The 26,514-nt window shown below is 64.9% G+C and carries 23 protein-coding genes and 1 tRNA gene; 10 read left to right on the forward strand and 14 right to left on the reverse strand.

Going from position 1 to position 26,514, the window contains the following annotated elements:
• Nucleotides 1–142: 142 nt before the first annotated feature.
• On the reverse strand, nt 143–2,755 hold the full coding sequence (locus tag I3J27_RS21935) for an O-linked N-acetylglucosamine transferase family protein (protein ID WP_270160509.1): 2,613 nt from the start codon (nt 2,753–2,755) through the stop codon (nt 143–145).
• A 403-nt stretch (nt 2,756–3,158) separates the two neighbouring features.
• Nucleotides 3,159–3,252 (reverse strand) — tRNA-Ser (locus I3J27_RS21940).
• A 342-nt stretch (nt 3,253–3,594) separates the two neighbouring features.
• Here I3J27_RS21940 and I3J27_RS21945 point away from each other — a divergent pair.
• A complete protein-coding gene (locus I3J27_RS21945; protein ID WP_270160510.1) occupies nt 3,595–5,616 on the forward strand; it encodes an O-linked N-acetylglucosamine transferase, SPINDLY family protein in 2,022 nt (673 codons plus the stop codon).
• A gap of 57 nt (nt 5,617–5,673) precedes the next feature.
• On the opposite strand, the gene I3J27_RS21950 is transcribed toward I3J27_RS21945, so the two are convergent.
• Together I3J27_RS21950 and gatB are read right to left on the reverse strand one after the other, a co-directional pair.
• Nucleotides 5,674–5,940: a hypothetical protein gene (locus I3J27_RS21950; RefSeq protein ID WP_270160511.1), complete on the reverse strand. Its 267-nt coding sequence runs from the start codon at nt 5,938–5,940 to the stop codon at nt 5,674–5,676.
• 1,561 nt (nt 5,941–7,501) lie between these two features.
• Nucleotides 7,502–8,986, reverse strand: a complete 1,485-nt coding sequence (gene gatB, locus I3J27_RS21955) for an Asp-tRNA(Asn)/Glu-tRNA(Gln) amidotransferase subunit GatB (protein WP_270160512.1) — start codon at nt 8,984–8,986, stop codon at nt 7,502–7,504.
• Between the two features lie 221 nt (nt 8,987–9,207).
• On the opposite strand from gatB, the gene I3J27_RS21960 reads away from it, so the two are divergent.
• The gene (locus I3J27_RS21960) at nt 9,208–10,605 is read left to right on the forward strand and encodes an FkbM family methyltransferase (RefSeq protein ID WP_270160513.1); all 1,398 of its coding nucleotides are present in this window, start codon (nt 9,208–9,210) and stop codon (nt 10,603–10,605) included.
• 26 nt (nt 10,606–10,631) lie between these two features.
• Here I3J27_RS21960 and I3J27_RS21965 read toward each other — a convergent pair whose 3' ends face one another.
• The 6 genes from I3J27_RS21965 to I3J27_RS21990 all read right to left on the reverse strand — a co-directional run bounded on the left by I3J27_RS21965 (nt 10,632) and on the right by I3J27_RS21990 (nt 15,225).
• Nucleotides 10,632–10,922, reverse strand: a complete 291-nt coding sequence (locus I3J27_RS21965) for a hypothetical protein (protein ID WP_270160514.1) — start codon at nt 10,920–10,922, stop codon at nt 10,632–10,634.
• Entirely contained in the window at nt 10,913–12,388 is a 1,476-nt protein-coding gene (gene gatA / locus I3J27_RS21970; protein WP_270160515.1) for an Asp-tRNA(Asn)/Glu-tRNA(Gln) amidotransferase subunit GatA, read from the reverse strand. Before gatA ends, I3J27_RS21965 begins: the two co-directional genes overlap by 10 nt.
• Nucleotides 12,385–12,597, reverse strand: a complete 213-nt coding sequence (locus I3J27_RS21975; RefSeq protein WP_270160516.1) for a hypothetical protein — start codon at nt 12,595–12,597, stop codon at nt 12,385–12,387. The genes gatA and I3J27_RS21975 overlap by 4 nt, the downstream gene beginning before the upstream one ends.
• Nucleotides 12,598–12,615: 18 nt before the next feature.
• Nucleotides 12,616–12,903, reverse strand: a complete 288-nt coding sequence (gene gatC / locus I3J27_RS21980) for an Asp-tRNA(Asn)/Glu-tRNA(Gln) amidotransferase subunit GatC (RefSeq protein ID WP_028143922.1) — start codon at nt 12,901–12,903, stop codon at nt 12,616–12,618.
• Nucleotides 12,904–12,980: 77 nt separating this feature from the next.
• Nucleotides 12,981–14,057 (reverse strand): NAD(P)H-dependent flavin oxidoreductase, encoded by a 1,077-nt coding sequence (locus I3J27_RS21985; protein ID WP_270160517.1) that lies wholly within the window; start codon nt 14,055–14,057, stop codon nt 12,981–12,983.
• A 184-nt stretch (nt 14,058–14,241) separates the two neighbouring features.
• Nucleotides 14,242–15,225, reverse strand: coding sequence for an NAD(P)H-dependent flavin oxidoreductase (locus I3J27_RS21990; protein ID WP_270160518.1), 984 nt, complete (start codon nt 15,223–15,225; stop codon nt 14,242–14,244).
• Nucleotides 15,226–15,319: 94 nt separating this feature from the next.
• Between I3J27_RS21990 and I3J27_RS21995 the strand changes: the two genes are divergently transcribed.
• Together I3J27_RS21995 and I3J27_RS22000 are read left to right on the forward strand one after the other, a co-directional pair.
• The gene (locus I3J27_RS21995; RefSeq protein WP_270160519.1) at nt 15,320–16,210 is read left to right on the forward strand and encodes a LysR family transcriptional regulator; all 891 of its coding nucleotides are present in this window, start codon (nt 15,320–15,322) and stop codon (nt 16,208–16,210) included.
• A 195-nt stretch (nt 16,211–16,405) separates the two neighbouring features.
• Nucleotides 16,406–17,341: a cyclase family protein gene (locus tag I3J27_RS22000; RefSeq protein ID WP_270160520.1), complete on the forward strand. Its 936-nt coding sequence runs from the start codon at nt 16,406–16,408 to the stop codon at nt 17,339–17,341.
• A gap of 61 nt (nt 17,342–17,402) precedes the next feature.
• On the opposite strand, the gene I3J27_RS22005 is transcribed toward I3J27_RS22000, so the two are convergent.
• Entirely contained in the window at nt 17,403–17,618 is a 216-nt protein-coding gene (locus I3J27_RS22005; RefSeq protein ID WP_270160521.1) for a hypothetical protein, read from the reverse strand.
• A gap of 46 nt (nt 17,619–17,664) precedes the next feature.
• Between I3J27_RS22005 and ruvX the strand changes: the two genes are divergently transcribed.
• Both ruvX and I3J27_RS22015 read left to right on the forward strand, forming a co-directional pair.
• Nucleotides 17,665–18,156 carry a Holliday junction resolvase RuvX gene (gene ruvX, locus I3J27_RS22010; RefSeq protein ID WP_270160522.1) on the forward strand — a complete coding sequence of 164 codons (492 nt, stop codon included), beginning with the start codon at nt 17,665–17,667 and terminating at the stop codon, nt 18,154–18,156.
• A 3-nt stretch (nt 18,157–18,159) separates the two neighbouring features.
• On the forward strand, nt 18,160–19,083 hold the full coding sequence (locus I3J27_RS22015) for an AEC family transporter (RefSeq protein WP_270160523.1): 924 nt from the start codon (nt 18,160–18,162) through the stop codon (nt 19,081–19,083).
• On the opposite strand, the gene I3J27_RS22020 is transcribed toward I3J27_RS22015, so the two are convergent.
• Together I3J27_RS22020 and I3J27_RS22025 are read right to left on the reverse strand one after the other, a co-directional pair.
• Nucleotides 19,080–19,844, reverse strand: a complete 765-nt coding sequence (locus I3J27_RS22020) for a CPBP family intramembrane glutamic endopeptidase (RefSeq protein ID WP_270160524.1) — start codon at nt 19,842–19,844, stop codon at nt 19,080–19,082. The two genes, I3J27_RS22015 and I3J27_RS22020, sit on opposite strands and share 4 nt — an antisense overlap.
• A 38-nt stretch (nt 19,845–19,882) precedes the next feature.
• On the reverse strand, nt 19,883–20,620 hold the full coding sequence (locus tag I3J27_RS22025; RefSeq protein ID WP_270160525.1) for a M15 family metallopeptidase: 738 nt from the start codon (nt 20,618–20,620) through the stop codon (nt 19,883–19,885).
• Nucleotides 20,621–20,890: 270 nt separating this feature from the next.
• Here I3J27_RS22025 and I3J27_RS22030 point away from each other — a divergent pair, with 270 nt between their 5' ends.
• The 4 genes from I3J27_RS22030 to I3J27_RS22045 all read left to right on the forward strand — a co-directional run bounded on the left by I3J27_RS22030 (nt 20,891) and on the right by I3J27_RS22045 (nt 25,202).
• Nucleotides 20,891–21,838: an aspartate carbamoyltransferase catalytic subunit gene (locus tag I3J27_RS22030; RefSeq protein WP_270160526.1), complete on the forward strand. Its 948-nt coding sequence runs from the start codon at nt 20,891–20,893 to the stop codon at nt 21,836–21,838.
• 5 nt (nt 21,839–21,843) lie between these two features.
• Nucleotides 21,844–23,145, forward strand: coding sequence for a dihydroorotase (locus I3J27_RS22035; RefSeq protein ID WP_270172860.1), 1,302 nt, complete (start codon nt 21,844–21,846; stop codon nt 23,143–23,145).
• A gap of 77 nt (nt 23,146–23,222) precedes the next feature.
• Complete coding sequence (gene plsY / locus I3J27_RS22040; RefSeq protein WP_270160527.1) at nt 23,223–23,819, forward strand: glycerol-3-phosphate 1-O-acyltransferase PlsY; 597 nt, start codon at nt 23,223–23,225, stop codon at nt 23,817–23,819.
• 213 nt (nt 23,820–24,032) lie between these two features.
• Nucleotides 24,033–25,202 (forward strand): patatin-like phospholipase family protein, encoded by a 1,170-nt coding sequence (locus I3J27_RS22045; protein ID WP_270160528.1) that lies wholly within the window; start codon nt 24,033–24,035, stop codon nt 25,200–25,202.
• Here I3J27_RS22045 and I3J27_RS22050 read toward each other — a convergent pair.
• Complete coding sequence (locus I3J27_RS22050) at nt 25,194–26,438, reverse strand: amidase (RefSeq protein ID WP_270160529.1); 1,245 nt, start codon at nt 26,436–26,438, stop codon at nt 25,194–25,196. The genes I3J27_RS22045 and I3J27_RS22050 overlap by 9 nt on opposite strands.
• Between the last annotated feature and the right edge of the window lie 76 nt (nt 26,439–26,514).

Genomic DNA, 26,514 nt, shown 5'->3' on the forward strand with positions numbered 1-26,514 from the left:
ATCGAGCGCGCGAATCCCCGCCGAATCTGTGCGCAAAACCGGATCGTCGCATGGAGTACGGCTGGGACCGTCGAGGACGCGGCATCGGCTGCTCGCGGCCCCGATCGAATCCGGATCAACCGATCGGCCGGCGTTCCACGCGTCAGACGGATCGTACCGAGGACATCTCGATGTGGTCGGGCGGCAGTCCGGCACGATACCGCCGAACCATGGCCTCAAACGCTTGTTCCAGGTTTCGGGCAAGCAGAGGCGTATCGAAGAGCGGCATCGTATGACGACGCTTTTCCAGAGTTTCCCTGATGCCGTGGAGCTTCTCACGATTGAGAGCCAGTTCAATCGCGCGTTCTTCATATTCATCGCGAGAATGCGTGATGAGTTCGGCCAATCCGAGAGCATGCAGCAGGCTGGCTGCGACCCGGCCCGCATAGGCTTCTCCTGTCAGCGTCAGCACGGGCAGGCCAGCCCAGAGAGAGTCGCCTGCGGTGGTGTGAGCATTGTACGGCAGAGCGTCCAGGAACAGGTCTGCCAGGCCGTGACGCGCCAGGTGATCCGCCGTCGAGGCAATGCGCGCCGCAAAGACCAGGCGCTGCGGATCGATGCCGCTCGCCTCGGCCGCTCTCCGCAAATTGGATTTTGCGACATCCGGGAGATCGGAAAGCCAGACGACAGAGCCGTCGACATCCCTCAGGATGCGCATCCAGCTCCCAAACGTCGCAGGATTGAGTTTGTAGGCGTTGTTGAAGCCGCAGAAGACGACGCCGTCGGCGGGCAATCCCTGCGCCCGCCTGTCGAGCCCGGCATGCGAGATCGCGCGTCCCTCGGCATCGTGAGGCATGAAGCAATGCGGCAGCCAGACGACCTTCTCCGAAAAGTGCTTGCGGTCCTCGGCAGGAATGACCCGCTCATCGGCGATCACATAATCCAGCAATCCTCCGCCGACGGTGCCGGCAAAGCCGAGATAACCTGCGAGAACTGGAGCCGGCCGCCGCGCGAGAAGAGCGAGCCGTGCTCCGAGCGTATGCCCCATCAGGTCCACGAGGATGTCGATCTTGGCCGCCTCGATGCAGCCCATGATTTCATCATCGCTCCGCCCGAAGAGATCGGTAAAATGGTCGAAGCTCCTCTCCAATCGGGCGCGCAGATCGCTGTGGTCGGTCGGGCCGATCGAGAAACCATGCGTTTCAAATCGGGTGCGATCGTGGGCCTCGAAAAGCCCTGCGGCCAGATAGCTGACTGGATGAGTGCGAAAATCCCCCGACAAGTAGCCGATGCGGATCTTGTCGGCCTGAACGGGGGCAGCCTCGACGGTCTTGCGCGCGGCAAGACCAAGCATCCTTTCGATCCAGAAATCGGCGCTTCGTCGCTGGTCCTCGGCCGAGGCCGCAATCGAGAGCAGCGCAAACGGCTGACAGCCCCCCTCGCCCGCACGAATGGATGCGATCAAGCGCGTTCTTTCAGCCTCTATCTCCGTCCAGTCGCAGCAATTCAGCTTCGAATAGAGCCTTGCGCCTTCCACCCCGGGCAGGCCGCGATTGAGCGAGAACGCCCTGTCGAAGGCCGCGAACGCGTCGTCGTGGCGACGAAGGTCGGCGAAGATGTTCCCTCGCCCGAACCAGGCCTCCGCCAGGTCGGACCTGATGGACAGCGCCTTGTCGTAGCCGTCGAGCGCCTCCCCGTAGTTCTTAACGTCGGCGAAAACGTTGCCGCGGCCCAGCCAGGCTTCCGCCAGGTCCGGCGCGATGGAGACCGCCTTGTCGTAGGCGGCGAGTGCATCGTCGTGACGCCGCAAATCCAGAAGGACATTGCCGCGGCCGAGCCAGGCCTCGGCCGAATTCGCTTTGCCCGAGAGCACCACGTCGTAGAGCGCGAGGGCATCGTCGTGAAGCTTGAGGGCCGTGAAGACGTTGCCGCGGCCAATCAGGGCCTGGGTCGAATCCGGCTTGATCGAGAGTGCTTTTCCGTAGGCCGTGAGCGCTTCGTCATAGCGCTTGATATCCGCGTTGACGTTGCCCCGGCCAAGCCAGGCGGCCGCCGATTCAGGGGCGATGCCGAGTGCGCGGTCGTAGGACGCGGCGGCATCCGCGTAGCGCCTGAGCTCGTACAGGACATTGCCCCTGCCGATCCAGCCCTCCGCCAGATCGCCCCTGATGGAAAGTGCCCTGTCAAAGGCGGCAAGAGCCTCGTCGCGGTGCCCGCGCCGAGCCAGCGCCGTGCCGCGGCCGAGCCAGGCTTCCGCCAGTTCGGGCCTGACGGAGAGCGCCCGGTCATAGGCGGCCAACGCCTCGGCATGGCGCCCGAGTTCGAGCAGCGACTTGCCCTTGTTCGCATGAGCGTCGGCGTAGTTCGGATCGAGAGCAATCGATCTGTCGAAGTCGGATATAGCCGCTTCGTATTGACCGAGATCGTTACAGGCCGCGCCGCGGTTGTTCCAGCTCTCGCGCACATTTGGATTGAGCCGCAAGGCCGAGGTGAATTGCTCGTGCGCGAGTGCGGGCTTGCCAAGCTGCTTGGCGATCAGCCCGTAATTGTAGAAGGAAACATCCGATCCTTGATTGAGCTTGACCGCGCGCGCGATGAATGGCTCGGCCTCGGCGAACCGGTTCGTGTTCATGAGAACGATTGTCAGCAGGTTGAGCGCAGGCACATGCGACGGCTCGGACTTGATGACCCGCCTGAAGCCCTCCTCGGCCTTCTTGAGATCGCGCGCATTGAGGGCCGAGAGCGCCTCATTGAAGATCGCTGCAATGTTCTTCATCGACGGGAACACACCTCTTGCACGGCGTCCCACTACGTCCACGGACCGACGTCGCGCTCAGCCCCCAAACCATGCCCATATTCGCCAAGTATTCGCCGTGTCGAGCGAAAGACCGGTGAAGTACCTCACGCTGGCTCGGTTGAACATACGCCGCGCGCCATGTTTCTCAGGCAAGGCGCAGAGGACAAGGCGCAGAGGATATGGTCCATTAGGCTGGGAGGACGTCAGCAGAGCCGGATTTGACGGTTCCGGGAGTTCCTTACGGCGATTCGCCGAGCTGCAAACCAGCGGCCGCGGACCATGTAGGATGGTAAGGCCGGGGGCGCTCCGCCTTCAGCCCATCCCGGCCGCCGAGCGCGCGCCCAATCCGCAAAAAATGGAAGACATTTCAATTGGATACATCTGGCGGAGACGGAGGGATTCGAACCCTCGATAGGCCTTTACAAGCCTATAACGGTTTAGCAAACCGCCGCCTTCAGCCACTCGGCCACGTCTCCAATGCGCCGGGTATGCCCGACACGGCGGCGGGCTGCAAGCGGCAGAATTGGGACGAGCGGGTTTCTTTGCACATGAAAGCTCTGGCAGTGATGGAATAGGACGGGCGGGACCGGCTGACGTCCCGGCCGGCTGGCCGTCGTCACGCCCGCACAGCGGCCAGCCCTCGCGTCGGTTGGCCCGCATCGAGTTCGTCATGCGCGAAATCTCGGCCCAGGCGCGATGGTTTCGTGCCGCGACGCGCGAGCGGCGCGGCCGTTGTTCTCTCCGGCAAAGGCGGCTAGTGTTTTTGCGCCAATCCGCCGAAGCACAGCCCCGTCACCGGGGTCCAGAAATCCAATCACATGTCGCAGCAAAGCCGCAACAAGGGAGCTTCGGCCCCCTCCTCACTTCATCCGTCGATTATTCTGGACAAGGCAATTGCGGCGCACCGTGCGGGCAATGTGTCGGATGCGGAGCGGGCCTACACGGCGATCCTGAAGGGAAGCAGAACGCACCCCGTCGCGCTCCACATGCTTGGGCTGTTGCACGCACAGCGCGGCAATTTCGCGGATGCCGAGCCATTGCTCAAGAAGGCTGTCCGCGTCGATCCCGGTAATCCCGACGTCCTCTTCAACTATGCCAACGTGCTGCGTGCCTTGGACAAGACAGACGATGCGCTCGGCTGGCTTGCGAAAGCGATTGCCCTGGCGCCGAACTTCGCCGGCGCGCATCTCAATCGCGGAGCGATCCTGATGGCACGGAAGGAGCTTCACGATGCCATCGTGGAATTTGACCGCGCCATTGCGATGGCGCCGTCGAGCGCAGCGTTCGCAAACCGAGGTAGTGCGTTTCACCAGCTCGGTCGGCTCGACGAAGCGCATGACAGCTACCAAAGGGCCGTCGAGCTCGGACCGTCGGATCCACAGAACCATTTCCTCTTGTCTGAAGTCCTTACCCAGATGGGTCGGCACGACGAAGCGATCGGGGCGCTCGAAAGAACGGTCGCGCTGGACAAGGCTTTCCCGTTCGCATTGAGCAAGCTCGTTGGTTCCAGGCGGCACCGTGCCGACTGGCGCAGTTTCGAAGTTGAACAGGCCGCTCTGGACGAGGCCGTCGAATCCGGCGTGGCGGTCGACCCTCTTACCTACTTTCATGCCTCGTCGTCTCCCGCACATCAATTGACCTGTGCAAAGACATTTGTCGCCAAGGTCGCTTCGGAACGAGCTGCCGCGATCCCCGGAGCGCCGTCACCGGTTTCCCGGCTGCGGGTCGCGTATCTGTCCGCCGATTATCGCAATCACGCCACCGCGCATTTGATGGCCGGAGTTTTCGAGGAGCACGACCGCGAGCGCTTCGAGCTCAGCGCCATCTCCTACGGACCGGATGACCGCAGCGACATGCGCGATCGCCTGAAGGCGGCATTCGAACGCTTTGAAGATGTCAGCGAGCTTGCCGACGAGGACGTGGTCAAGCTGATACGCCGGCTCGACATTGATGTTCTTGTCGATCTGGGAGGCTTCACCACCGGTGCGCGGCCGAATATCCTTGCGTGCCGGGCGGCGCCCCTCCAGGTCAGCTATCTCGGCTTTCCCGGCACGATGGGCGCGTCATATATCGACTACGTCATTGCCGACAGGATCGTCATCCCCGAAGCCGAGCAGAAGTATTACGCCGAGAAGGTGATTTATCTTCCCGGCAGCTATCAGGCGACCGACGCGAGGCGACCGCTCCTGCGAAATGGTCCGGCCCGGAGCGAGGTCGGACTGCCGGAAGACGCATTCGTCTACTGCGCGTTCAACAGAGCGTCCAAGATCACGCCCGTGCTGTTCGATGTCTGGATGAGGCTGCTGACCAAGACAGCAGGCAGCGTCCTCTGGCTGCTCGACGGGGATCCCATCGCCAGGGAGAACCTGAGGCGTGAAGCCGTTGCGCGCGGCGTCGCTGCCGAGAGGATCGTGTTCGCCCCACAGGTCCCTGCTTACGAACATTTGGCGCGCCACCAGCACGCCGATCTCTTCCTCGACACGTTGCCCTACAACGCCCATACCACGGCCAGCGATGCCCTCTGGGCCGGCTTGCCGGTCCTGACCTGCCTCGGCACCGCCTTTGCGGGACGTGTTGCAGCCAGTCTCCTGAATGCCGTCGGCCTTCCCGAGCTGGTGACGCGGTCGCTGGACGAATATGAGGCTTTGGCGCTTCGCATCGCGCACGATTCTGAACTTCGAGCCGCCCTCAAGAGCAAGCTGGCGACGCATCGGACCTCCTGGCCTCTCTTCGATACCGTCGGCATGACGCGACACATCGAAAGGGCCTTCAATGAAATGTGGCGCCGGCATTGCGCCGGCGAAGCGCCGGCCTCGTTTGCCGTCCAAATCTCATCGTGAGGGCGCCTTGGCGCAATCGCGCCAATCGGCCAGTTCGGTTCCCTGCGGCGGGGTAGGTCAGTGGGTGGAAACCCACGCCCTCGCCTCGCGCTGCGCGGCCGAGATCTCGGCATCCGACATCTGTCCGGCGATTTCCTGGCGCAGCGTCACGGCGTCCTTGCGGCCCTTCAGGGCGGCGAGGTTGAACCATTTGTGCGCGGCGACGAGATCGACCAGGCCGGAGCGGCCGCTCGCCCAATAGATCCCGCGCTCGAACAGCACGTCCGACAGCGCGCTCGTATCGATCGGCGTGGCCGTCTCGAGATCAAAAGTACCCTGAAACATAACGCATCCCCTTTTTTCTTATGCCGCCTCGTTCCCCCGAGCGCGGCTCCCGTCCAACTCCGATGTGCATGACCCTTCCCGGGATCGTGCACTGTTCAACTCTCCCCATGCCGTTTGCCGGCTTGTTGGAGGCGATGATGGCGGGCAAATTTGAATGGCAGTTTAAGTATCGCGATGAAGCAGACGTAAACGCGGGCGCACGGCAGTCGCGCGCTGAATTCAAGAAGTCCCTGATTTGCCGGCACTTCTGCGATTCGTCAGATTTGGTTTACCCTGGGATTTTGGGACATCGATAACCATCGCGCGCGGTCGGATGCGCGCTGCGCGGCCACCTCGCCCTGTCATTCCCCGCCACCGGCTCTCGCCTTCGGCGAGCCCGATGACGGGCTCCGGCGGGGAATCCAGGACGCCGCGGCTCACCGATCAACGACTGGCGACCCGGAGTACTGGGCACCGGGTCAAGGCCGGGCGATCACGCCCGGAATAGGGAAGCCGCGCGCAAACGCCGGGGCAAGCGCACCGCAGCCCTCGCCTGCCCCAAGGCAGAGCGACGACGTCAGCGCGGCGACGTCGCGGTCAGATCAGCAATGTGGGGAAAGGGATGCCGGCAATACCCCGGCCTCAAGAGAACGAGGGCGTCGGCGAACACGTCAGGACCAGATCTCACATTGGCCCGAAGGCCGCTTGTGAAATTGCGGAGCTCCTTGCGGAGAACCGCACCGAACGAAGAAAACTTGTTTCTTCTGCCGGACCGGGCTTTAGCGAGCGAACCCGCGAAGAGAACGATCCGACCGTTGACCTGATGTCTCGCCGACACCCTCTATCGTCGATCAGAACCTTTTGGAGGCGCTGATGACGTGCCGGCTCTCTAGGAGCCGGCAACTTCAGAAGCGAAGTTACTTCTTCTTGGCGACCTTGCGGGTCTTCTTCGCAGTCTTCTTCACTGCGCTCTTCGCCTTCTTCGCCTTCTTTGCCTTCTTAGCTTTCTTGGCCATGTTGCCCTCCGATGTGTGAGATGGCTTAATCGCTGCGTGCACTCGGGTATCGATATGCACTCATCCCGAATACACCAACACGACGAAAAAAACAGCGTCTCGCTTAAAGAAGTGTTGACGGCGCAACGCGCCTGCGCTTGGCGAACGCGATGCAAGTGCTCCGCACGAGGCGTTGGTGCGATCCCGCAGAGCTGGCGCATCGTGCATGTCCGCGAGAGATGCGATTGCAGAAAAACACTATGCAGAAAGTATTTTCCCGCACTCACGCATTGCGCATGATCGGCACGACGACGCGTGTCGCGACGGGCGCGACGACCTCGCGAAGGCGCTTCGCGGACTCTGAGTCGCGAGTTTTGGCAACGAAAATATTTTCATGCTTAACGGCGCAAACGCTCGTCGGAGCGTGTGCAAGCCGCCGTTTTGCGCGAATCGCGTCACGGCGATTCGGTGGCGCTGCGCGCCTCTGAGCGGATGAAGTTGGCCGTTGATGATGCGCGCGCGCGTCGCATCGCGAACCCATGGCGAGGTGACGACGCGTATCCGTCACCTCGTTCGAACGCGTGAGGCTAGACGCCGAGCTTCGACTTGAGCAGGTCGTTGACGCTCTGCGGGTTGGCCTTGCCGCCGGACGCCTTCATCACCTGGCCGACGAACCAGCCGAGCGACTGCGGCTTGTCTTTGACCTGCGCCGCCTTGTCGGGATTGGCCGCGATGATGTCGTCGACCACCTTCTCGATCGCCGAAAGGTCTGTGACCTGCTTCATGCCGCGGCTTTCGACCAGCGCGCGGGGATCGCCGCCCTCCTGCCAGACGATCTCGAACAGATCCTTGGCGATCTTGCCCGAGATCGTGCCCTCACCGATCAGGTCGATGATCGCAGCTAACTGCTCGGCGTTGACCGGAGAGCCCGTAATATCCCGGCCTTCCTTGTTGAGACGGCCGAACAGCTCGTTGATCACCCAGTTCGCCGCCATCTTGCCGTCGCGCGCGCGGTTGCCGAGCTTGCCGAGCACCGTCTCGTAGAACACCGCGCTCTCGCGCTCGGCCACGAGCACGCTCGCGTCATAAGCCGAGAGGCCGAAATCGGCGACGAAGCGCGTCTTCTTCTGGTCCGGCAGCTCGGGCAGCTTCGCCTTCAGCTCGTCGACGAACGCCTGGCTGAATTCCAGCGGCAGCAGGTCGGGATCGGGGAAGTAGCGATAGTCATGCGCCTCCTCCTTGGACCGCATCGAGCGCGTCTCGCCCTTGTTGGGGTCGTAGAGCCGCGTCTCCTGGTCGATCCGACCGCCATCTTCGAGGATCTCGATCTGGCGGCGTGCCTCGTACTCGATCGCGTGGCCGATGAAGGTGATCGAGTTCATGTTCTTGATCTCGCAGCGGGTGCCGAGCGGCGCGCCCGGCTTGCGCACGGAGACGTTGACATCGGCGCGCAAGGATCCCTTCTCCATGTCGCCGTCGCAGGTGCCGAGATAGCGCAGGATCGAGCGCAGCTTGGTCACATAGGCCTTGGCCTGCTCGGCATCGCGGATGTCGGGCTTGGAGACGATCTCCATCAGCGCGACGCCGCAGCGGTTGAGATCGATCAAGGACTGCGACGGCAACTTGTCGTGCAGCATTTTTGCCGGGTCCTGCTCCAGATGCAGCCGCTCGATGCCGATAGTAGCGGTCCTGCCGCCCTCGAGCTCGACGATCACCTCGCCCTCGCCGACGACGGGCGATTTGTATTGGCTGATCTGGTAGCCCTGCGGCAGGTCCGGATAGAAGTAGTTCTTCCGGTCGAACACCGAACGCAGATTGATCTTTGCGTTGAGACCGAGCCCGGTCCTGACAGCCTGCCTGACGCACTCCTCGTTGATGACGGGCAGCATGCCCGGCATCGCGGCGTCGACCAGCGACACCTGGGTGTTCGGCTCGCCGCCGAACGCGGTCGAGGCGCCCGAGAACAGCTTTGAGTTCGAGGTCACCTGGGCATGGATCTCCATGCCGATGACCACCTCCCAATCGCCGGTTGAGCCCTTGAGAAGCTTGTGGGGTGTCGCGTCAGCAGTCATGGCGGAAGTGTCGTTCCGAGCTGGAGAAAAAGAGGCCGTTGCCACGGGTGAGGCCCGGCAGGCGACAGATAAGCCGATGCTGGTGGCGATGCAACCTGCGCAACCGCGGCACGATTTGGCGTGAACCCACACGCCATCCGTGCCAGACTCCGCAGTCGGCAGACGGGGGGAAGGCAATGGCGCAATTGTCGCTTCGCATGGCGGACGGGACACATATCATCGTGCCGCCGTCGCTCGACGCAATCACGACCTATGTCATTCTCGAGCAGGAGAAGTGGTTCGAAAAGGAGCCGGCATTTCTTTCGCGCTGGCTGAAGCCGGGGATGACCGCGCTCGACATCGGAGCCAATCTGGGTGTCTACAGCCTCCCGATGGCGCGGATGGTCGGCCCAGAAGGCCAGGTCTTCGCCTATGAGCCCGCGAGCGAGCCGCGCCGCCTGCTCGCGCTCAGCAAGGCGAAGAACGGGGCCGCCAACCTCAATCTCGTCGATGCAGCCCTCTCCGACGGCGTCCGCGAGGGCCGATTGGTGCTCGGCGCATCGAGCGAACTCAATTCGCTCGATGGCGACGGCCCCAGCGAGACCATTCGGATCACATCGCTGGATCATGAACTGAGATCGAGACATTGGGGCTCGATCGACTTCGTCAAGATCGATGCCGAAGGCGAGGAAGAGCGCATTCTGGCCGGCGCGACCGCCTTCTTCTTCGAGCATTCGCCCCTTGTCATGTTCGAGGTGAAGGCCGGCCTCAAGCAGAACGACAGCTTGCCGGCCGCCTTCGCGCAGCTGGGGTTCGGCATTTACCGCCTGCTCGACGGCGATCCGCTGCTGGTTCCGGTGCAGACGGGCGAGCCGCTCGACGGTTACGAGCTGAACCTCTTCGCCGCCAAACCCGACCGCGCCGCTGCGCTGGCCCAGGACGGCCTGCTGATCGAAACCAATCCGCAATGGGAGCTCGACGATACCGCGCGCAGCAAGGCACTGGCCCTGTTCGAGGCACAAGCTTTTGCTGGGATCTTCGCGGCCTTGTCGGGCGGGGCTGTCGCGGAGGATCCGATCTATCGCGATGCGCTCGCATGCTACGCCCTATGGCGCTCGCAGGATCTCGCCTGGCCCGTCCGCTACGCCGCGCTGAAGCACGCCTATGGCACACTCGAACCGTTGTGTCGGAAACAGGATTCACTGCCCCGGCTTTCGACCCTCGCGCGCATCGCGTCGGACCTGGGATACCGCAGCGTAGCCGTCAACGTGCTCCAACTCGTGGCCGATGTCCTCAAGGGTGGAAAGGGCCGGATCGCGGAGCCATTCTGGCCGGCGCGTCCACGGTTCGACAAAATTGCCCCCGGTACCGATCCTGTCGGTTGGTTCGTCGCCGCCGCGCTCGAGCAGCTCGAGCTGATAGCGTCCTACTCCTCCTGTTTCGCGGCCTCCCGCATCGATCTCGACTGGCTGGCAAAGCACCCACTCGCTTGCATCGAAATCGAACGCCGGCGCGTCCTTCAGCGCGCCCGCGCCGGGCAAAAAGTCGAGGTGCCCTCGCGGCTGCTGTCGGCCGCACCCGACAATGCCAACGCCGAGACCTGGCGCTCCGGCGCCGTGCCGAACACCATCGTGCGATGAGCCTGTCCGATCGCGGGGGGCGCCGCTCAGATCAGCGCCTTTACGATCCGCTCCCACTCCGCTTCCAATGAATCCTTTGCCGCCGGCTGGCCGGCCTGACGGTACCAGTAGCCGGCATTGCCGAGATCGCCTTCGACCCGGTGCAAATAAGCGTGCACCCAGGCGGCCTCGCGGCTGCTCTCGTCCTGGACGATCTTGTGGGCCTGATCCCAGTCGCCCTTGGCGGCCCACCAGAGACCTCCAAGCGGCGCGTTCAGCTCCGGCGCGGGCGCCGCGCCGTCGAGGCTTGCGATGAAGGCCGCGACATTCACCACCACCTCGCGGGCGTGAAGCGGCCGGCGGCCTGCTCGATCACCTCACCGAGCGAGAACAGCGTCTCTTCGTCGAAGGGACGGCCGATCAGCTGCAGGCCGAGCGGCAGGCCCTGCGCGTCCTTGCCGGCGGGCACGGCGATGCCGGGCAGGCCCGCCATGTTCACGGTCACCGTGAAGATGTCGTTGAGGTACATCTCGACGGGGTCCGCACCGCCCTTCTCGCCGATGCCGAAGGCGGCCGACGGCGTCGCCGGCGTCAGGATCGCGTTGACGCCCTTGGCGAAGCAATCCTCGAAATCCTTCTTGATCAGCGTGCGCACCTTCTGGGCGCGCAGATAGTAAGCGTCGTAATAGCCGGCCGAGAGCACATAGGTGCCGATCATGACGCGGCGGCGCACCTCGGCGCCAAAGCCTTCGGCGCGGGTGTTCTCGTACAGCTCGTTGATGTTCCGACCCTGCTCGCGCAGGCCGTAGCGCACGCCGTCATAGCGCGCGAGGTTGGAGGACGCCTCCGCCGGCGCAACGATGTAATAGGCCGGCAGCGCGTACTTCGTATGCGGCAGCGACACCTCGACGAGCTCGGCGCCGGCCGCCTTCAGCCAGGCCGCGCCCTCGCTCCACAGCTTCTCGATCTCGGCCGGCATGCCGTCGAGACGGTATTCCTTGGGAATGCCGATCCTGAGGCCCTTCACGGACTTGCCGATCGCGGCCTCGTAATCCGGCACGGGCATGTCGACCGAGGTCGTGTCCTTCGGATCGTGACCGGCCATCGAGCGCAGCAGCATCGCGCTGTCGCGCACGCTGCGCGCGATCGGACCGGCCTGGTCGAGCGAGGACGCAAAGGCGACGATGCCCCAGCGCGAGCAGCGGCCATAGGTCGGCTTGATGCCGACGGTCGCGGTGAACGCCGCCGGCTGGCGGATCGAGCCGCCGGTGTCGGTCGCGGTCGCGCCCATGCACAGCAGCGCCGCCACGGCCGAGGCCGAGCCGCCCGACGAGCCGCCCGGCACCAGCGTGGTGTTGGAGCCTTCGCGCCGCCAAGGGTTGCCGACGGGACCGAAGCACGAGGTCTCGTTCGCCGAGCCCATTGCGAACTCGTCATTGTTGAGCTTGCCCAGCATCACCGCGCCGTCGCGCCAGAGCTGCGAGGTCACGGTCGACTCATAGGTCGGCACGAAATTGCCGAGGATCTTCGAGCACGCCGTGGTGCGTACGCCCTTGGTCGCGAACAGGTCCTTGATGCCGAGCGGAATGCCCGCGAGCGGGCCGGCGTCGCCCCTGGCGATCTTCTCGTCCACGGCCTTCGCCATGTCGCGCGCGCGATCCGGCGTCTCCATCACGAAGGCGTTGAGCACGCGCGCTTTCTCGATCGCGGAAAGATGCGCGTCGGTCAGCTCGAGTGACGTGAAAGTCTTGTCGGCGAGACCCTTGCGGGCCTCGGCGAGCGTCAGCGATGTCAAATCGGTCATTTATTGATCGGGCTGCAGAAGAATGGAGACAGGGTCTTGTCGTTGGCCGGGTCGTCTTTTTTGGCGGCAGCTTTCGCGGCAGCCTCGATCTCGTCGAGCACGGCATTGACGGCGACGTTGGGGTCGGCGGCCTTGCCCTGCCGCTCCATCCTGTCGAGATAGTTCATGTAGGCCTGATAGGCCTTCTCATCGTCGCAAAGCATGCACATCGGGCGGCGTCCTAAGAATTACTCGACCACCTTGGGCACAAGAAAGAAGTGACCTTCGGTCGCAGGCGCATTGGCAACGATATCGTCGGCGATCTCGCCGTCATCGACCACGTCCTGCCGCTTCTTCATCTGCATTGGCGTGACCGAAGTCATGGGCTCCACGCCCTCGACATTGACCTCCGAGAGCTGCTCGACAAAGGCGAGCATGGCATTGAGCTCGCCCTGTAGATGCGGAACCTCGCCCTCGGAAACCGCAATGCGCGCCAGATGCGCGATGCGGCGGACGGTAGCGGCGTCGACGGACATTATATATGGCCTCTCACGGCAAAACCCATGTGCCGTATAGCAGAGGCCGCTTTTGCGCCGCAACCGGCGCTTCCCACCTATCCGGCGAGCGTTTTCATGCGGGCCAGCGCCGATTTGGCGAGATCCCGGGTCAATTCGGCCGCCGGCACCTCGCGGCCGAGGGCAACGGCCTGGCCGGCCCAGAGATTCGTGAAATCGACCCTGCCCTGCTTTTCGGCAGCCGCCTTCAACGGCCCCAGCGCGGTCGCGGCATGGGGAAACGGCGGCGCGTCGGGCGAGATCGGGCCGGCCTCGCGCATCAGGCGGTTCTGGACCCCGCGCGCGGGCCGCCCGGTCATCACGTTGGTGATGACGGTGGAATCGTCACCCGCTTCGGCGAGCGCCTTGCGGCCGCCGGGCGTGACCTTGGATTCGGGGCAACGCAGATAGGCGCTGCCGATCTGCACGCCGGAGGCGCCGAGCGCGAAGGCTGCGGCGATGCCGCGCCCGTCGGCGATGCCGCCGGCCGCGATGACGGGCACCTTCACGGCATCGGCGACCTGCGGCACCAGCGCGAACGTGCCGGGCTGCTCGGAGATCTTGTCGGTCAGGAACATGCCGCGATGACCGCCGGCTTCGGCGCCTTGCGCGATCACGGCATCGACGCCGCGCTGTTCCAGCCAGACCGCTTCCTTCACGGTGGTGGCCGACGAGATCACGAGGCAACCGGCCGCCTTGACGCGCTTGAGCAGCCCCTGCTCCGGCAGACCGAAATGGAAGCTGACGACCTCCGGCTTCAACTTCTCGACGACCTCGCAGAACGCGGCATCGAACGGCGCACGGTTCGCCGCATTGATCGGCGCCGTGGGATCAAGACCATGCTCGGTGTAATAACCCGCGAGCCGCTGCTTCCAGCGCGCCTCGGCCTCGGTCGTGAGCTCGACCGGCGTGTGGCAGAAGAAGTTCATGTTGACCGGCGCCTTCACGCGCTGGCGGATAATGTTGACCTGCTCCCGCGCCTTCTCCGGCGACAGCATCGCACTCGGCAGCGAGCCGAGCCCGCCGCCTTGCGCAACCGCAATCACCAACTCCGCATCCATCACGCCGGCCATGGGCGCCAGCACGACCGGGAATTCAGTCTTGAAGAGGTCGATCAGTCGACGGTCAGGCCACATGGTTGTTCTCTCTCGTTGGTTCGTTCTTACCCTCCCCTTGAGGGGGAGGGTCGATCGCGCGAAGCGCGAGCGGGGTGGGGTGACGGTCTCTCCATTGAGACGCTGCCCGCGGGGAGAGATCACCCCACCCGCTTCGCATTTCGCTTCGCTACATGCGTAGCGACCCTCCCCCTCTAGGGGAGGGTTAAGAATTCTGCCCAGCAACTATCGAGTTACGCCGCCCCGCCAGCAACTGCTCCGCCTCAATCGCAATCCGCTCCACGATCTCGGCCGCCGGGGAAATATCATGGATCAGGCCGACCGCCTCGCCGGCAAAGACGGCCGCGACCTCGAAATTACCCGCGGCTTTCGCCGCAGCGTACTCCGCAGCCATCTCGCCTGCGCGCTGCATCAGCTCGATCTCTCGGCCGGTCCAGCTCTTGATGTGATCGTTGACCAGCGTGCGCGCGGTGAACGGCGCCGGCCAGAACAGGTTCCGCGACCAGTCGGCGATCACGCCCCGCACCGTGTCGTTGCTGTTTGCCGCGCGAATGCGCAGCTTCGCCTCTTCGGCGCCGTTGGCCTCCACGCTCGCATAGAAGCGTGTGCCGATCAGCACGCCGGATGCGCCCAGCATCATCATCGCGGCGAGACCCCGGCCATCGGCGATGCCGCCGGCCGCGACGACAGGCGCGCGCCCTGCCGCGAGATCGACGATGGCAGGCACGATATCGACGGTGGTGCGCGATGCGCCGTGACCGCCCGCCTCCGTCCCCTGCGCGATCAGGATCTCCGCACCGGCATCGAGCGCCTGCTTCGCCATGTCCTCGCTCTGCACCTGGCAGATCAAGCGTGCGCCACTCGCCTTGATGCGCGGCGCGAACGGCGCAGGGTCGCCGAACGAGAGCATGACGGCCTGCGGACGAGCGTCGAGCGCGATGTCGAGAAGCTCGGGCTGTTTTGCCAGGCTCCAGGTAATGAAGCCGATCCCGAACGGGGCAAAGCCCCTCAGCTCCCTGGTCTCAGTTTCCAGCCGGGCCCGGTCGCCGTAGCCACCGCCGAGGATGCCGAATCCGCCGGCATTGCTGACGGCGCGGGTCAGCCGGCTGCCGGCGATCGTGTCCATGGGCGCCGACAGGATCGGATGCCTGATCCCGAGAAGCTCCGTCAGCGGCGTCGTGATCGGCATCGGTCCTCACACTCTGGACAGGAACATTAAGCGCGAATAGCATTCTCCAAAATTGAATTCTTGCGAACGCTGCCATCTCAAAATCGAAACGATCATGGAACTCAGCGATATCAAGACCTTCGCCGCAGTGGCCCGCGCCGGCGGCATCACCCGTGCGGCGGAAGAGCTCAACACGGTGCAGTCGAACGTCACGCAGCGGATCAAGGCGCTGGAAGCGGTGATCGGCACGCCGCTGTTCGAGCGCCACAGCCGCGGCATGACACTCACGGCCGCCGGCAAGCGTCTGCTGCCCTACGCAGACAGGATGACGGCATTGTTGCACGAGGCTGTGCTTGCGGCGCGCGACGATGGCGAGCCGAAGGGGCCGCTCGCGATCGGCTCGATGGAGACGACGGCCGCGGTGCGATTGCCGCCGCTGCTCGCCGATTTCCACCGCCGCTTCCCCGCCGTGCGGCTCAGCCTGCGCACCGCGCCGACCGCCGACCTCGTTGCTAGCGTGCTCGAAGGCGCGCTCGATGGCGCCTTCGTCGCGGGGCCCATCGCGCATGCCGACCTCACTGCGACGAGCGCCTTCCGCGAAGAGCTGGTGCTGGTCAGCGCGCGGCGCTGGACCTCGCTGGCCGAGCTGCGCGCCGGCACGCCGGAGTCGGGCCCGACCGCGCTGGTGTTCCGCACCGGCTGCACCTACCGCCAGCGTCTCGAACAGATCTTTGTCGAGTTCGGCTGGCCCTCGGCGGCGCGCTTCGAGCTCGGCACGCTTGACGGCATGATCGGCTGCGTCGCCGCCGGCATGGGCGTGACGCTGCTGCCGCGCGCAGTCGTCGAACGCAGTGCGATGAATGGCAGCGTATCGATCCACGCGCTGGGTCCATCACACGCCCGCGTCGAGACGCTCTTCATTCAGCGCCGCGCCGGGCATCACTACAGCGCGCTCACCGGCTTCATCTCCTGCCTGAAGAACGACGACGAAATCATCGCAGCGTGAGGCGACGCAGCGTTCCACGGCACGAAATTCGTCACAAATCCATCGTGTTTGAATCAAGCTGCGCTGCGTTCAGCCGTCGCAGCGCAGCACTCGAAAAGCTTTGAAGCGCGCGCTCCTTCTACGTTAGGATGAGCGACTGGCCAGCGCGAAACCATAACGAAGCCAAACATCGGCAAAACATCGGGAGGACTATCGATGCGCAATACGCTCGTGTTGTGCTGTGTCGCCGCGTTGTCGGCGACGATCCAAACAGCAAGCGCTCAGGACTGGACCAAATCGAAATGGGGGCCGAACGACGAGATCGGTGCCGCCAATTACATGACGCCCGAGCTGGTGCTGAAGGCGGCCTCGCTGGTGAAGACCGGCAAGACCTATGCTCTCGGCATTCCCGTCACGCCGCAGACGCCGGCCTATCCGCCGCGCGCGTTCAAGCTCACGATTGTGCAGCCCGGACAGGCCGGCAGCCCGGGTCTTGGTCCCAACAAGGCGACCTATAACGACGACATCCTCGACACCTGGGTCGGCATCGGCAGCCAGCTCGACGGTCTCGGCCATCTCGGCGTCGAGCACGTCTATTATAACGGCAACAAGCTCGCCGACTTCGCCGATCCCAACGGGCTGAAGAAGCTCGGCATCGAGAAGGTGCCGCCGATGGTGACGCGCGGCGTGCTGCTGGACATGGCCGCCTATTACAAAACCGACGTGGTGAAGGAAGGCACAGCCTTCAACGTCAAGGAGATCGAGGACGTCGCCAAGGCGCAGGGCGTCGAGATCCGCCAGGGCGACGTCGTCATCTTCCATACTGGCTGGCTCAGCCTGATCGGCAAGGATGACAAGCGCTATTCGGCCGGCGAGCCCGGTCTCGGCGTCGAAGGCGCGAAGTACTTGACCAGCAAGGGCGTCGTCGCCATCGGCGCCGACACCTGGGCGCTCGAGGTGCTGCCGTTCGAGTCCAAGAACGTGTTCGAGGTGCATCAGATCCTGCTCGCGATGAACGGGACCTACATCCTCGAGAACATGGACACCGCCGCGCTCGCGCGGGACAAGGGCTACGAATTCCTGTTCGTGCTGGGACAGCCGCGCTGGACCGGCGGCGTGCAGGCCATGATCAACCCGATCGCGATCCGCTGATCCCGGATCTTCCGGGCGAGCGTTTGCCTGCAATATCGCAGGCGCCCTCGCCCGGACTTTTCTATCGCGGCCTGAGATGCCAGCGCCGCAACGCAACGACGGCCCAGATCGCCTCGACGAGGCCGAACGGCCAGGCGCCTTGCAGGAAGCCGTAGCCCGAGCCGAGCGCACAGGACATCGCGAACAGCAGCACGAACCAATGGCTGCGATCTTCCAGGGCATAGCAGACTAGCATCGCGGAGACGGCGAACAGGCCGAATAATGTCAACGCATCCATGTTCCGGGTTCACTCCGCGGCACGGCGCGTGATATGCGCTAAATCCATGCCGGCTCTTATCCTGCCTCTCGTCGATGCTGCAACCCACTGGCCCGAACGCGGCGGGTTGGTCGGGCTCGACCTCGGCACCAAGACCATCGGCGTTGCCGTGTCTAATCCGGACCGGCGGCTCGCGACAGGCGTCGAGACCATCCAGCGCAAGGCGTTCAAGCAGGACGCCGCCCGGCTGCTCACGATTGCGGCCGAGCGCAAGGCGGTCGGCTTCGTGCTCGGCCTGCCCATCAACATGGACGGCAGCGAGGGCCCGCGCGCGCAATCGACCCGTGCCTTTGCGCGAAACCTTGCCAATCTCACCGCGCTCCCGATCGGCCTCTGGGACGAGCGCCTGTCGACCGCGGCGGTCGAGCGCGAGCTGATCGGCATGGATGTCAGCCGCGCCAAGCGCGCCGAGGTGATCGACGAGCACGCTGCGATCTTCATCCTGCAAGGCGCGCTCGACCGCCTTGCCAATCTTCGCGCCAGCCCGGGGGCCGGCTGATCCATGACTGTGGTGATCGCGGCGCTGCTGCCGGTCTTCCTGCTCATCGTGCTCGGCGTGGTGCTCCGGCACAGCCTGATGCGGCTCGACACGCAATGGCACGGGCTCGAGCGGCTGACCTATTTCGTGCTGTTCCCGATGCTGCTGATCCAGACACTGGTGAAGGCGGACCTCACAAAAGTGCCGGTCGCCGGCGTCGGCGGCGCGCTGCTGCTGTCGGCGCTCGCGATGTCGCTGCTCTGCCTCGCGCTGCGCCCGGCGCTGGCGCGGTTCGACATCGACGGCCCCGCCTTCACCTCGATCTTCCAGGGCGCGACGCGCTGGCAGACCTATGTGGCGCTCTCCGTCTCCGCCAACCTGTATGGCGATGTCGGGCTGGCGCTGGCCTCCGTGGCCATGGTCGCGATCATTCCCCTGGTCAACGTGTTCAGCGTCGCCGTGCTCGCGCATTATGCGTCGCCCGAGAAGCAATCGGGACGTGCCATCGTCATGACGGTGATCCGCAATCCGCTGATCTGGGCTTGCGTGATCGGGCTCGCCGTCAACCTGCTGCATCTGCCGCTGCCGAAAATCTGGCATGAGGTGGCGGACGCGCTGAGCCGCTCCTCGCTCGCGATCGGCCTGCTCGTCACCGGCGCCGGCCTCCAGCTCAAGGGCTTGCTCCGCCCGAGCGTGCCGGCGACCATCGGCGTGGCGTTCAAGCTGGTGCTGATGCCCGTGATAGCCCTGATGCTCGCCGCCGGGTTCGGGCTCTCGGGCGACAGCCTCGCCATCGTCGCAATCTGCGCGGCGGTGCCGACCTCGCCCAGCGCCTATGTGCTGGCGCGGCAAATGGGCGGCGATGCGCCGCTGCTGGCGCAGATCATCACGCTGCAGACGATCTTGGCGGCCATCACGATGCCGATCGCGATCGCGCTGGTGGCCTAGCTCCCCAGCCACATCGTCAGCACCACCGCGGTCAGATTGTTCAGCGCGTGCAGCACGATCGTGAGCCAGAGCGAGTTGGCGCGGTAGCGCATGTAGCCGAACCACACGCCGATGGTGAAGACCTCGGCGAGGAAATACAAATCGTACTGGAGATGCACGACCGTCCAGACCAGCGACGACAGAAGGATCGCACCGGGCACGCGCAGAAAACTCGACGACCAGCCGCGATAGAGGAAGCCGCGCGCGAGCACCTCCTCGGACATCGGCGCCGCCACGCTGAACGCGAACAGCAGCATCACGGCGCCGCCCTTGTCGCGACCGGATTTCAACAGGTCGGTCATGAAGCCCGGCGTCGCCTCGCGGCCGAGACTCCGCGACATCGTCTCCCAGGCGACCACGACCAGGATAAGCCCGACCGCGCCGAGCAGAAGTTGCTTCCAGGACGGCCAGTACAGCGCGAGATAGTCGACGAAGGAGGCCTTCTTGATGCGGATGGCGAGCCACACCGCGGCCAGCGTCGCCGGCAGGCCCATTGTGACCGACAGTGCGAGCGATGCCGGCTCGCGACCGACGTGCTGCATCGATGCGAGGTCGACAGGGTCGCCACCGACCCAGACCAGATAAACGATGGCACCGATCTGTCCGACGAACATTGCCGCGAAAATGACGACGCCCCACACCGCTGTGCCCCAGAACTTCCAGACGCGCGGCGGCGCAGGGCTCACGGTCAGCGGCGGATGGTCGGGATTGAGGGAGTCCATCAGGAGGCTTTCGTTAGGTTCGGCAAACCATCGGGCCTTCAGGGCCGCGGCAGGATCGGGAAATCATAGGCCGCCCCGCCCGCCCCCGGCAGGGAAAAGTGCCACCACTCCTTCGAATAGTTCACAAAGCCTTGCCTCGCCATGGCAGCGACCAGCCGCCTGCGCCAGGCGCGCTGCTCCGGCGTGATCGATGGTGCAGCGGTGTGTCCCTTCGTGTCCGTGCAGTCATAGCCCGTGCCCATGTCGACGCTGCCTTCCGGCAATCGCGCCTCGACCGGCGCCGTGCAATCGGCATACGATTTCGCGGGATCGATCCTGGCGGAATGATCGGCCTTGAGATCGACCAAAGTGAGATCGAGCGCAGCACCGGTCGAGTGCTGCGAACGGCTCGCGATGTAGCCGAGACGGAACAACTCGGTCTTCGGGATCTTCGGATTGTAGCGCCGCTCCGCGGCGGTCTCGCGGCCGTTCTGCGACCATCTCACCATGTCGAGCGAGGCCCGCGCCGGCCGGTAGCAGTCGAACATCTTGAGCGAGAGATTTTGCGCCGCCAGCTCCTGCTGCACGGCCTTCAGCCGCAGCCCCACCTCCCGCTTCACCACGCATTCGCTGGCGCCGTACCCGGCGAGCGGACGGCCGACGAAATTGTTCGATGTGGCGTAGCGAATGTCCTGGATGATGGTCGGATCGATGTCGCGCAGATAGACGAAGCCGCCGGGGAGCGATTGGGCGTGGGCTGCGCTGATGAGCATTGCAGCGAAGAGTGTCGTCAGCATTGTTTTCACGTGATGTCTCCCCGTCGTCATGGCCGGGCTTGTCCCGGCCATCCACGCCCTTTTTGCGTCAAATGCGATAGAAGATCGTGGATGCCCGGGACATAGGCTAGCGGAAGCGACGCCGTCCTTCAGACGGCTATGCCCGGGCATGACGGAGACCTTGGAGACAGGTCGCGCCACGACAGCAAGTCCGACAGATCAGGGGATAACTCCCCGCCCCGGCATTGGCCCTTGCCCCCCCAGCCATCCGCGCCTATAGCTCTCGCTTTAATGACATCGAAATCGACCTTTGTCCTCGGTCACCGGCATTTGCTGGGCATCGAGGGCCTTTCCGCGGCCGACATCAGCGGCCTGCTCGACCTGTCCGAAGAATATGTCGAGCTCAACCGCCAGGTTGACAAGAAGCGCACCGTCCTGCGGGGACGGACGCAGGTGAACCTCTTCTTCGAGGCCTCCACCCGGACCCAATCCTCGTTCGAGCTCGCGGGCAAGCGGCTCGGCGCGGACGTCATGAACATGTCGGTGGCGTCCTCGTCCATCAAGAAGGGCGAGACGCTGATCGACACCGCGATGACGCTCAACGCCATGCACCCGGACATCCTGGTGATGCGCCATCACGCCTCCGGCGCGGTGGAACTGCTGGCCCGCAAGGTCGACGGTTCCGTGATCAATGCCGGCGACGGCGCGCACGAGCATCCGACCCAGGCGCTGCTCGACGCGCTGACCATCCGCCGCAACAAGGGGCGGATCGAGGGACTCGTGGTGGCGATCTGCGGCGATGTGCTGCATTCGCGCGTCGCCCGCTCCAACATCATCCTGCTCAACACGATGGGCGCCCGTGTCCGCGTCGTCGGCCCCTCCACGCTGCTGCCGCCCGGCATCGAGCGGATGGGCGTCGAGGTCGCGCGCGACATGCGCGAGGGCCTCAACGGCGCCGACATCGTCATGATGCTGCGGCTCCAGCGCGAGCGCATGAACGGCTCCTTCGTGCCCTCGACCTCCGAATATTTCCACTATTTCGGGCTCGACCAGAAGAAGCTTGCCTACGCCAAGCCGGACGCGCTCGTGATGCATCCCGGTCCCATGAACCGCGGCGTCGAGATCGACTCGATCGTGGCCGACGGCGCGCAGTCCCTGATCCGCGAACAGGTGGAGATGGGCGTGGCCGTACGCATGGCCGTGCTGGAAGCGCTCGCCCGCAACCTGCCGAACGCGTGATGCCGATGTTGACAGACCGCCGACCGATCCTGCTCGCCAATGCCCGCGTCGTCGATCCCTCTAGGGATTTCGACGGTATCGGCGACGTCCTCATCGCCGACGGCACCATCCGCGAGACCCGCCGCGGCATTGGGGCTGCCGGCGTCCCCGAAGGCACCGACATCATCAACTGCTCCGGCAAGGTCGTCGCGCCCGGCCTGGTCGACATGCGCGCCTTCGTCGGCGAGCCCGGCTTCAGCCATCGCGAGACCTTTGCCTCGGCGAGCCAGGCGGCTGCGACCGGCGGCATCACCACCATCATCTGCCAGCCCGATACGTCGCCCGTCATCGACAATTCGGCGACCGTCGACTTCGTGATGCGCCGCGCCCGCGACACCGCGATCGTCAACATCCAGCCGATGGCCGCGCTCACCAAGGGCATGCGCGGCGAGGAGATGACCGAGTTCGGGCTGCTCAAGGCCGCCGGCGCGGTTGCCTTCAGCGACAGCGACAGGAGCGTGACCAATGCGCAGGTGATGCGCCGCGCCCTGACCTACGCCCGCGACTTCGATGCGCTGATCGTGCATTTCACCGAGGATCCCGATCTGGTCGGCGAAGGCGTCATGAACGAGGGCGAGTTCGCCTCGCGGCTCGGCCTGATGGGCATCCCGAAAGCCGCCGAGGCCGTGATGCTCGAACGCGACATGCGTCTCGTCGCCCTGACCGGCGGCCGCTATCACGCGGCCTCGCTGTCCTGCATCGAGTCGCTCGACATTATGAAGCGTGCCCGCGATGCCGGCCTCGCCGTCAGCGCCTCGGTCTCGATCAACCACCTTGCGCTGAACGAGAACGACATCGGCCCCTACCGCTCCTTCCTGAAACTGTCGCCGCCGCTGCGCACCGAGGACGACCGCCGCGCGCTGGTGGAGGCGGTGGCCTCCGGCCTCGTCGACGTCATCATGTCCGATCACAATCCGCAGGACGTCGAGGTCAAGCGCCTGCCGTTCGCGGAGGCCGCCCCCGGCGCCGTCGGGCTCGAGACCATGCTGCCGGCGGGCCTGCGCCTCGTGCACAATGGCGAGATGGAACTGAAGACCCTGATCCGGGCGATGTCGACCCGGCCGGCCGAGCTGCTCGGCTTGCCTGGCGGAACCCTGCGCGCGGGTGCACCTGCCGACGTCATCGTGATCGATCCCGATGTGCCCTGGGTGGTCGATCCCGCCGATCTCAAATCGCCCTGCAAGAACACGCCGTTCGACGAGGCCCGCTTTACAGGCCGCGTGGTGCGCACCATTGTCGGCGGACGGACGGTTTACGAGCATGTCTGACGTGCGGGATCATGCGTGGCGTCTCGGTTCGGGATGGAGATGCGGCCACAGGATTTGCAGACACAGGACTTGCAGACATGGGCTTTGAAGCATTTTTGCCGGTGGCCCTCGTCATCGGCTACCTCCTCGGCTCGATTCCATTCGGGCTGATCCTGACGAGGCTCGCCGGCACGCAGGATATCCGCTCGATCGGCTCCGGCAGCATCGGCGCCACCAACGTGCTGCGCACGGGACGCAAGAGCCTTGCCGCAGGCACCCTGTTGTTCGACGCCCTCAAGGGCACCGTGGCCGTGGTGATCGCGGGTTATATCGCCGGGCCAAACGCCGCCATGGTGGCCGGGCTCGGCGCCTTCCTCGGCCATCTCTTCCCGGTCTGGCTCAAGTTCAAGGGCGGCAAGGGTGTCGCCGTCTATATCGGCATCCTGCTCGGCCTGTTTTGGCCGGGCGCGGTGGTGTTCTGCCTGCTCTGGCTGGCGACCGCCTTCACCACCCGCTACTCCTCGCTGTCGGCGCTGGTGGCAGCGTTCATCACGCCGATGTTCCTGTGGTGGTTCGGGCACCTCGCGCTCGCCTCACTGTTCGCGATGCTGACGCTGCTGCTGTTCTACGCGCATCGCGAGAACATCAAGCGATTGCAAGCCGGCAAGGAAAGCCGGATCGGCGAAAAGGCTTAAGTAGCGTTTTCGAGCGAAGTGGATACCGGTTCGCGTCAAGAAAACGCGTCAAAACAAAATCTGAACTCCTAAAAAGTACGGATATCGCCGTACCGCTTCCGCATTATATGCCAAATCCTGTTCGCAACTTGCAGCCGACTCAGCGCTAGAGTGGCGAACGGGTTCCATGCCTGTCATCCTGACGGAGCAAATGGCGTTACGCGGTTGCTCAGAATGAGCGAGAAGATTGTCGGCACGCATGTCGAAGGCGGCTCGCAGGGCACTGCGGCAAGCCGGCTGCTGTCGACGACCAACATCTGGTCCGATGCGCCCTCGCCGCTTCCCGCGCCGGAGCCTGTCCCCGTTGCGCCGCCCGCTCACGTCGCTTCGGCCCCGATCGAGGTCGTAACGACGGCCAGGCCAGTTGTGCAGTCACGCCCCAAGCAATGGCCGCCGCGAAAACTCTCGCTGGCGCTTCAGGGCGGCGGCACCTTTGCGGCCTTCACCTGGGGCGTGCTGGAACGGCTGCTGGAAGAGCCTGATATCAGGATCGACACCATCAGCGGCGCCAGCGCCGGTGCGATCAATGCCCTCCTGCTCGCCTCCGGCCTCGCCGAGGGCGGCCGCGAAGCGGCCCGCGCCCGCCTCAACCGGTTCTGGCTCCGCCTGATGCACGAGGCCTCGTTCCGCTCGCTGATGCTGCTCGGCGGCTTCTCGCCGGCGGGAAGCTCGGTCGCGTTCGGTCCGACGCTGCGCTCCGGCCAGTTCGATCCGTTCGATCTCGATCCGCTGCGGCAGGCGCTGTCGCGCGACATCAACTTCGCCGCCTTGCACGATGCGGTCTGCCCGAAGCTCCTGATCGCGGCGACGCGCATTCGCGACGGCCAGCAGCAGATCTTCCGCAACGATGCCATCACCGCCGACGTCGCGCTGGCCTCGACCTGTCCGCCGCTGGTCCACTGCGCCGTCGAGATCGAGGGCGAGGCCTATTGGGACGGCGGCTTCGGCGGCAATCCGCCGCTGATCAAGCTGGCGGAGGAATCCACGACCTCCGACGTGCTGCTCGTCCAGGTCACGCCCGCGCGCGACAGCTATGTGCCGATCACGCTCGCCGCGATCGACCGAAGGCTCGACCAGATCGCGGCCAATGCCACGCTCAATGCCGAGATCGCGGCGATCGAATGGGCGACTGCACATGGCGCGCCGTCGCTGCGGCTTTCCAGGATCGCGGCAGAAGACTCCGTCGACGGTCTGGCGCAGCGCTCGTCCACCGACCTTGGTCGCGGCTTCCTGCGCTCGCTGCACCGGAACGGCCGCGAGGCCGCCGGGCGCTGGCTCGGACAAGGCGCTGCTGGCACCGAGGCCGAACGCCCCATGCTCGCTTCCGAGCCTGCGCTAGCCTGATTTCGCCAGCGCGTTCTCCAGGAACCACGCCGCCGCCAACGCCATCGGATCGTTGCCGAAGCGCGCGATCACCTGCACGCCGATCGGCAAGCCGCCGACCTTCAGCACCGGCACGTTGACGCAAGGATTGCCCATCAGCGTCCATAGCCGGTTGTAGCGGGGGTCACCGGTGGAGGCGAGCTCCTTGGCCGGCGGCGTGCCCGGCGCCGAATAGGTCAGGAGCACATCGAAGCTCTCGAACAATTCGCTCATCTCGCGGCGGCCGCGCCGGGCGATCCGGCGCGCCTCGTCATAATCCTTCGGCGTCAGGCCGACCGTCGCGTCGAGGCTGGCGCGCAGCAGCGGCGCGATCTCGTCGTGTCGCTCGTCAAACTCCCAGGCGAGCGCGCGATGCGCCTCGAAATCCTGGATGATCGGGTGGATGCGCCAGGCCTCCTGCACCGACGCGGGAAGATCGATCGTCTTCACGCTGGCGCCGGCCTTCTCGGCTGCCTTGATCGCGGCTTGCAGCCCCTCCTCGGCCGCCGGCTCGACGGCGCCGGCAAACTCCTGCCTGACCACGGCGATGCGCGGCGACTTCGCGGGCGCGATGCCGGAGAATTCGCTGCGCCCTGTCATTCCTAAAAGTCCGCGCGCGAGATCCTCGGCGCGCGATCCGAACAGGCCGACGGTGTCGAGCGCCCACGAATAGCATTTGACGCCGACCGTTGGCAGCATTCGGAACGACGGCTTGATCGCAGCAGTCCCGCAATAGGCCGCCGGCCGGATCACCGAGCCGCCGGTCTGGGTGCCCAGCGCCAGCGGGATCATACCGGCGCCGACGGCAGCCGCCGAGCCCGAGGACGAGCCGCCCGGCGTATGGCCGAGATTGTGCGGATTGAGCGTCGCCGTCGGATCGCGCGAGGCGAACGCCGTGGTCGTGGTCTTGCCGATGATGGTCGCGCCTGCGCGCTTCAGCATCATCACCACGGGCGCATCGCTGCGCGGCTGCCAGCCGCGATAGATCTCCGAGCCCATCTCGGTCGGCATGTTGGCGGTGTCGATGATGTCCTTGATGCCGACCGCGATGCCGCGCAGCGGGCCGGAGGCTTGCGCTCTTGCGGATTTGTCATGACGGACGAAGGCGCGAACGTCCTTCTCTTTGGCCTCGATCGCCGCGTGCGACTGGGCGATGGCGTCATCGGGCGAAAGCTCGCCCGCTTCGATGCGGCGCTGGAGGTCGGCGAGTGAGATCATGGCAATACCCTTCTTATTGGCATCGCTTTTAGCATCGCGATGAGACCGCGCAAGCGCACGACCCTGTTGCGCAACG

The sequence above is a fragment of the Bradyrhizobium xenonodulans genome (assembly GCF_027594865.1).
GTDB classification, from domain to species: domain Bacteria; phylum Pseudomonadota; class Alphaproteobacteria; order Rhizobiales; family Xanthobacteraceae; genus Bradyrhizobium; species Bradyrhizobium xenonodulans.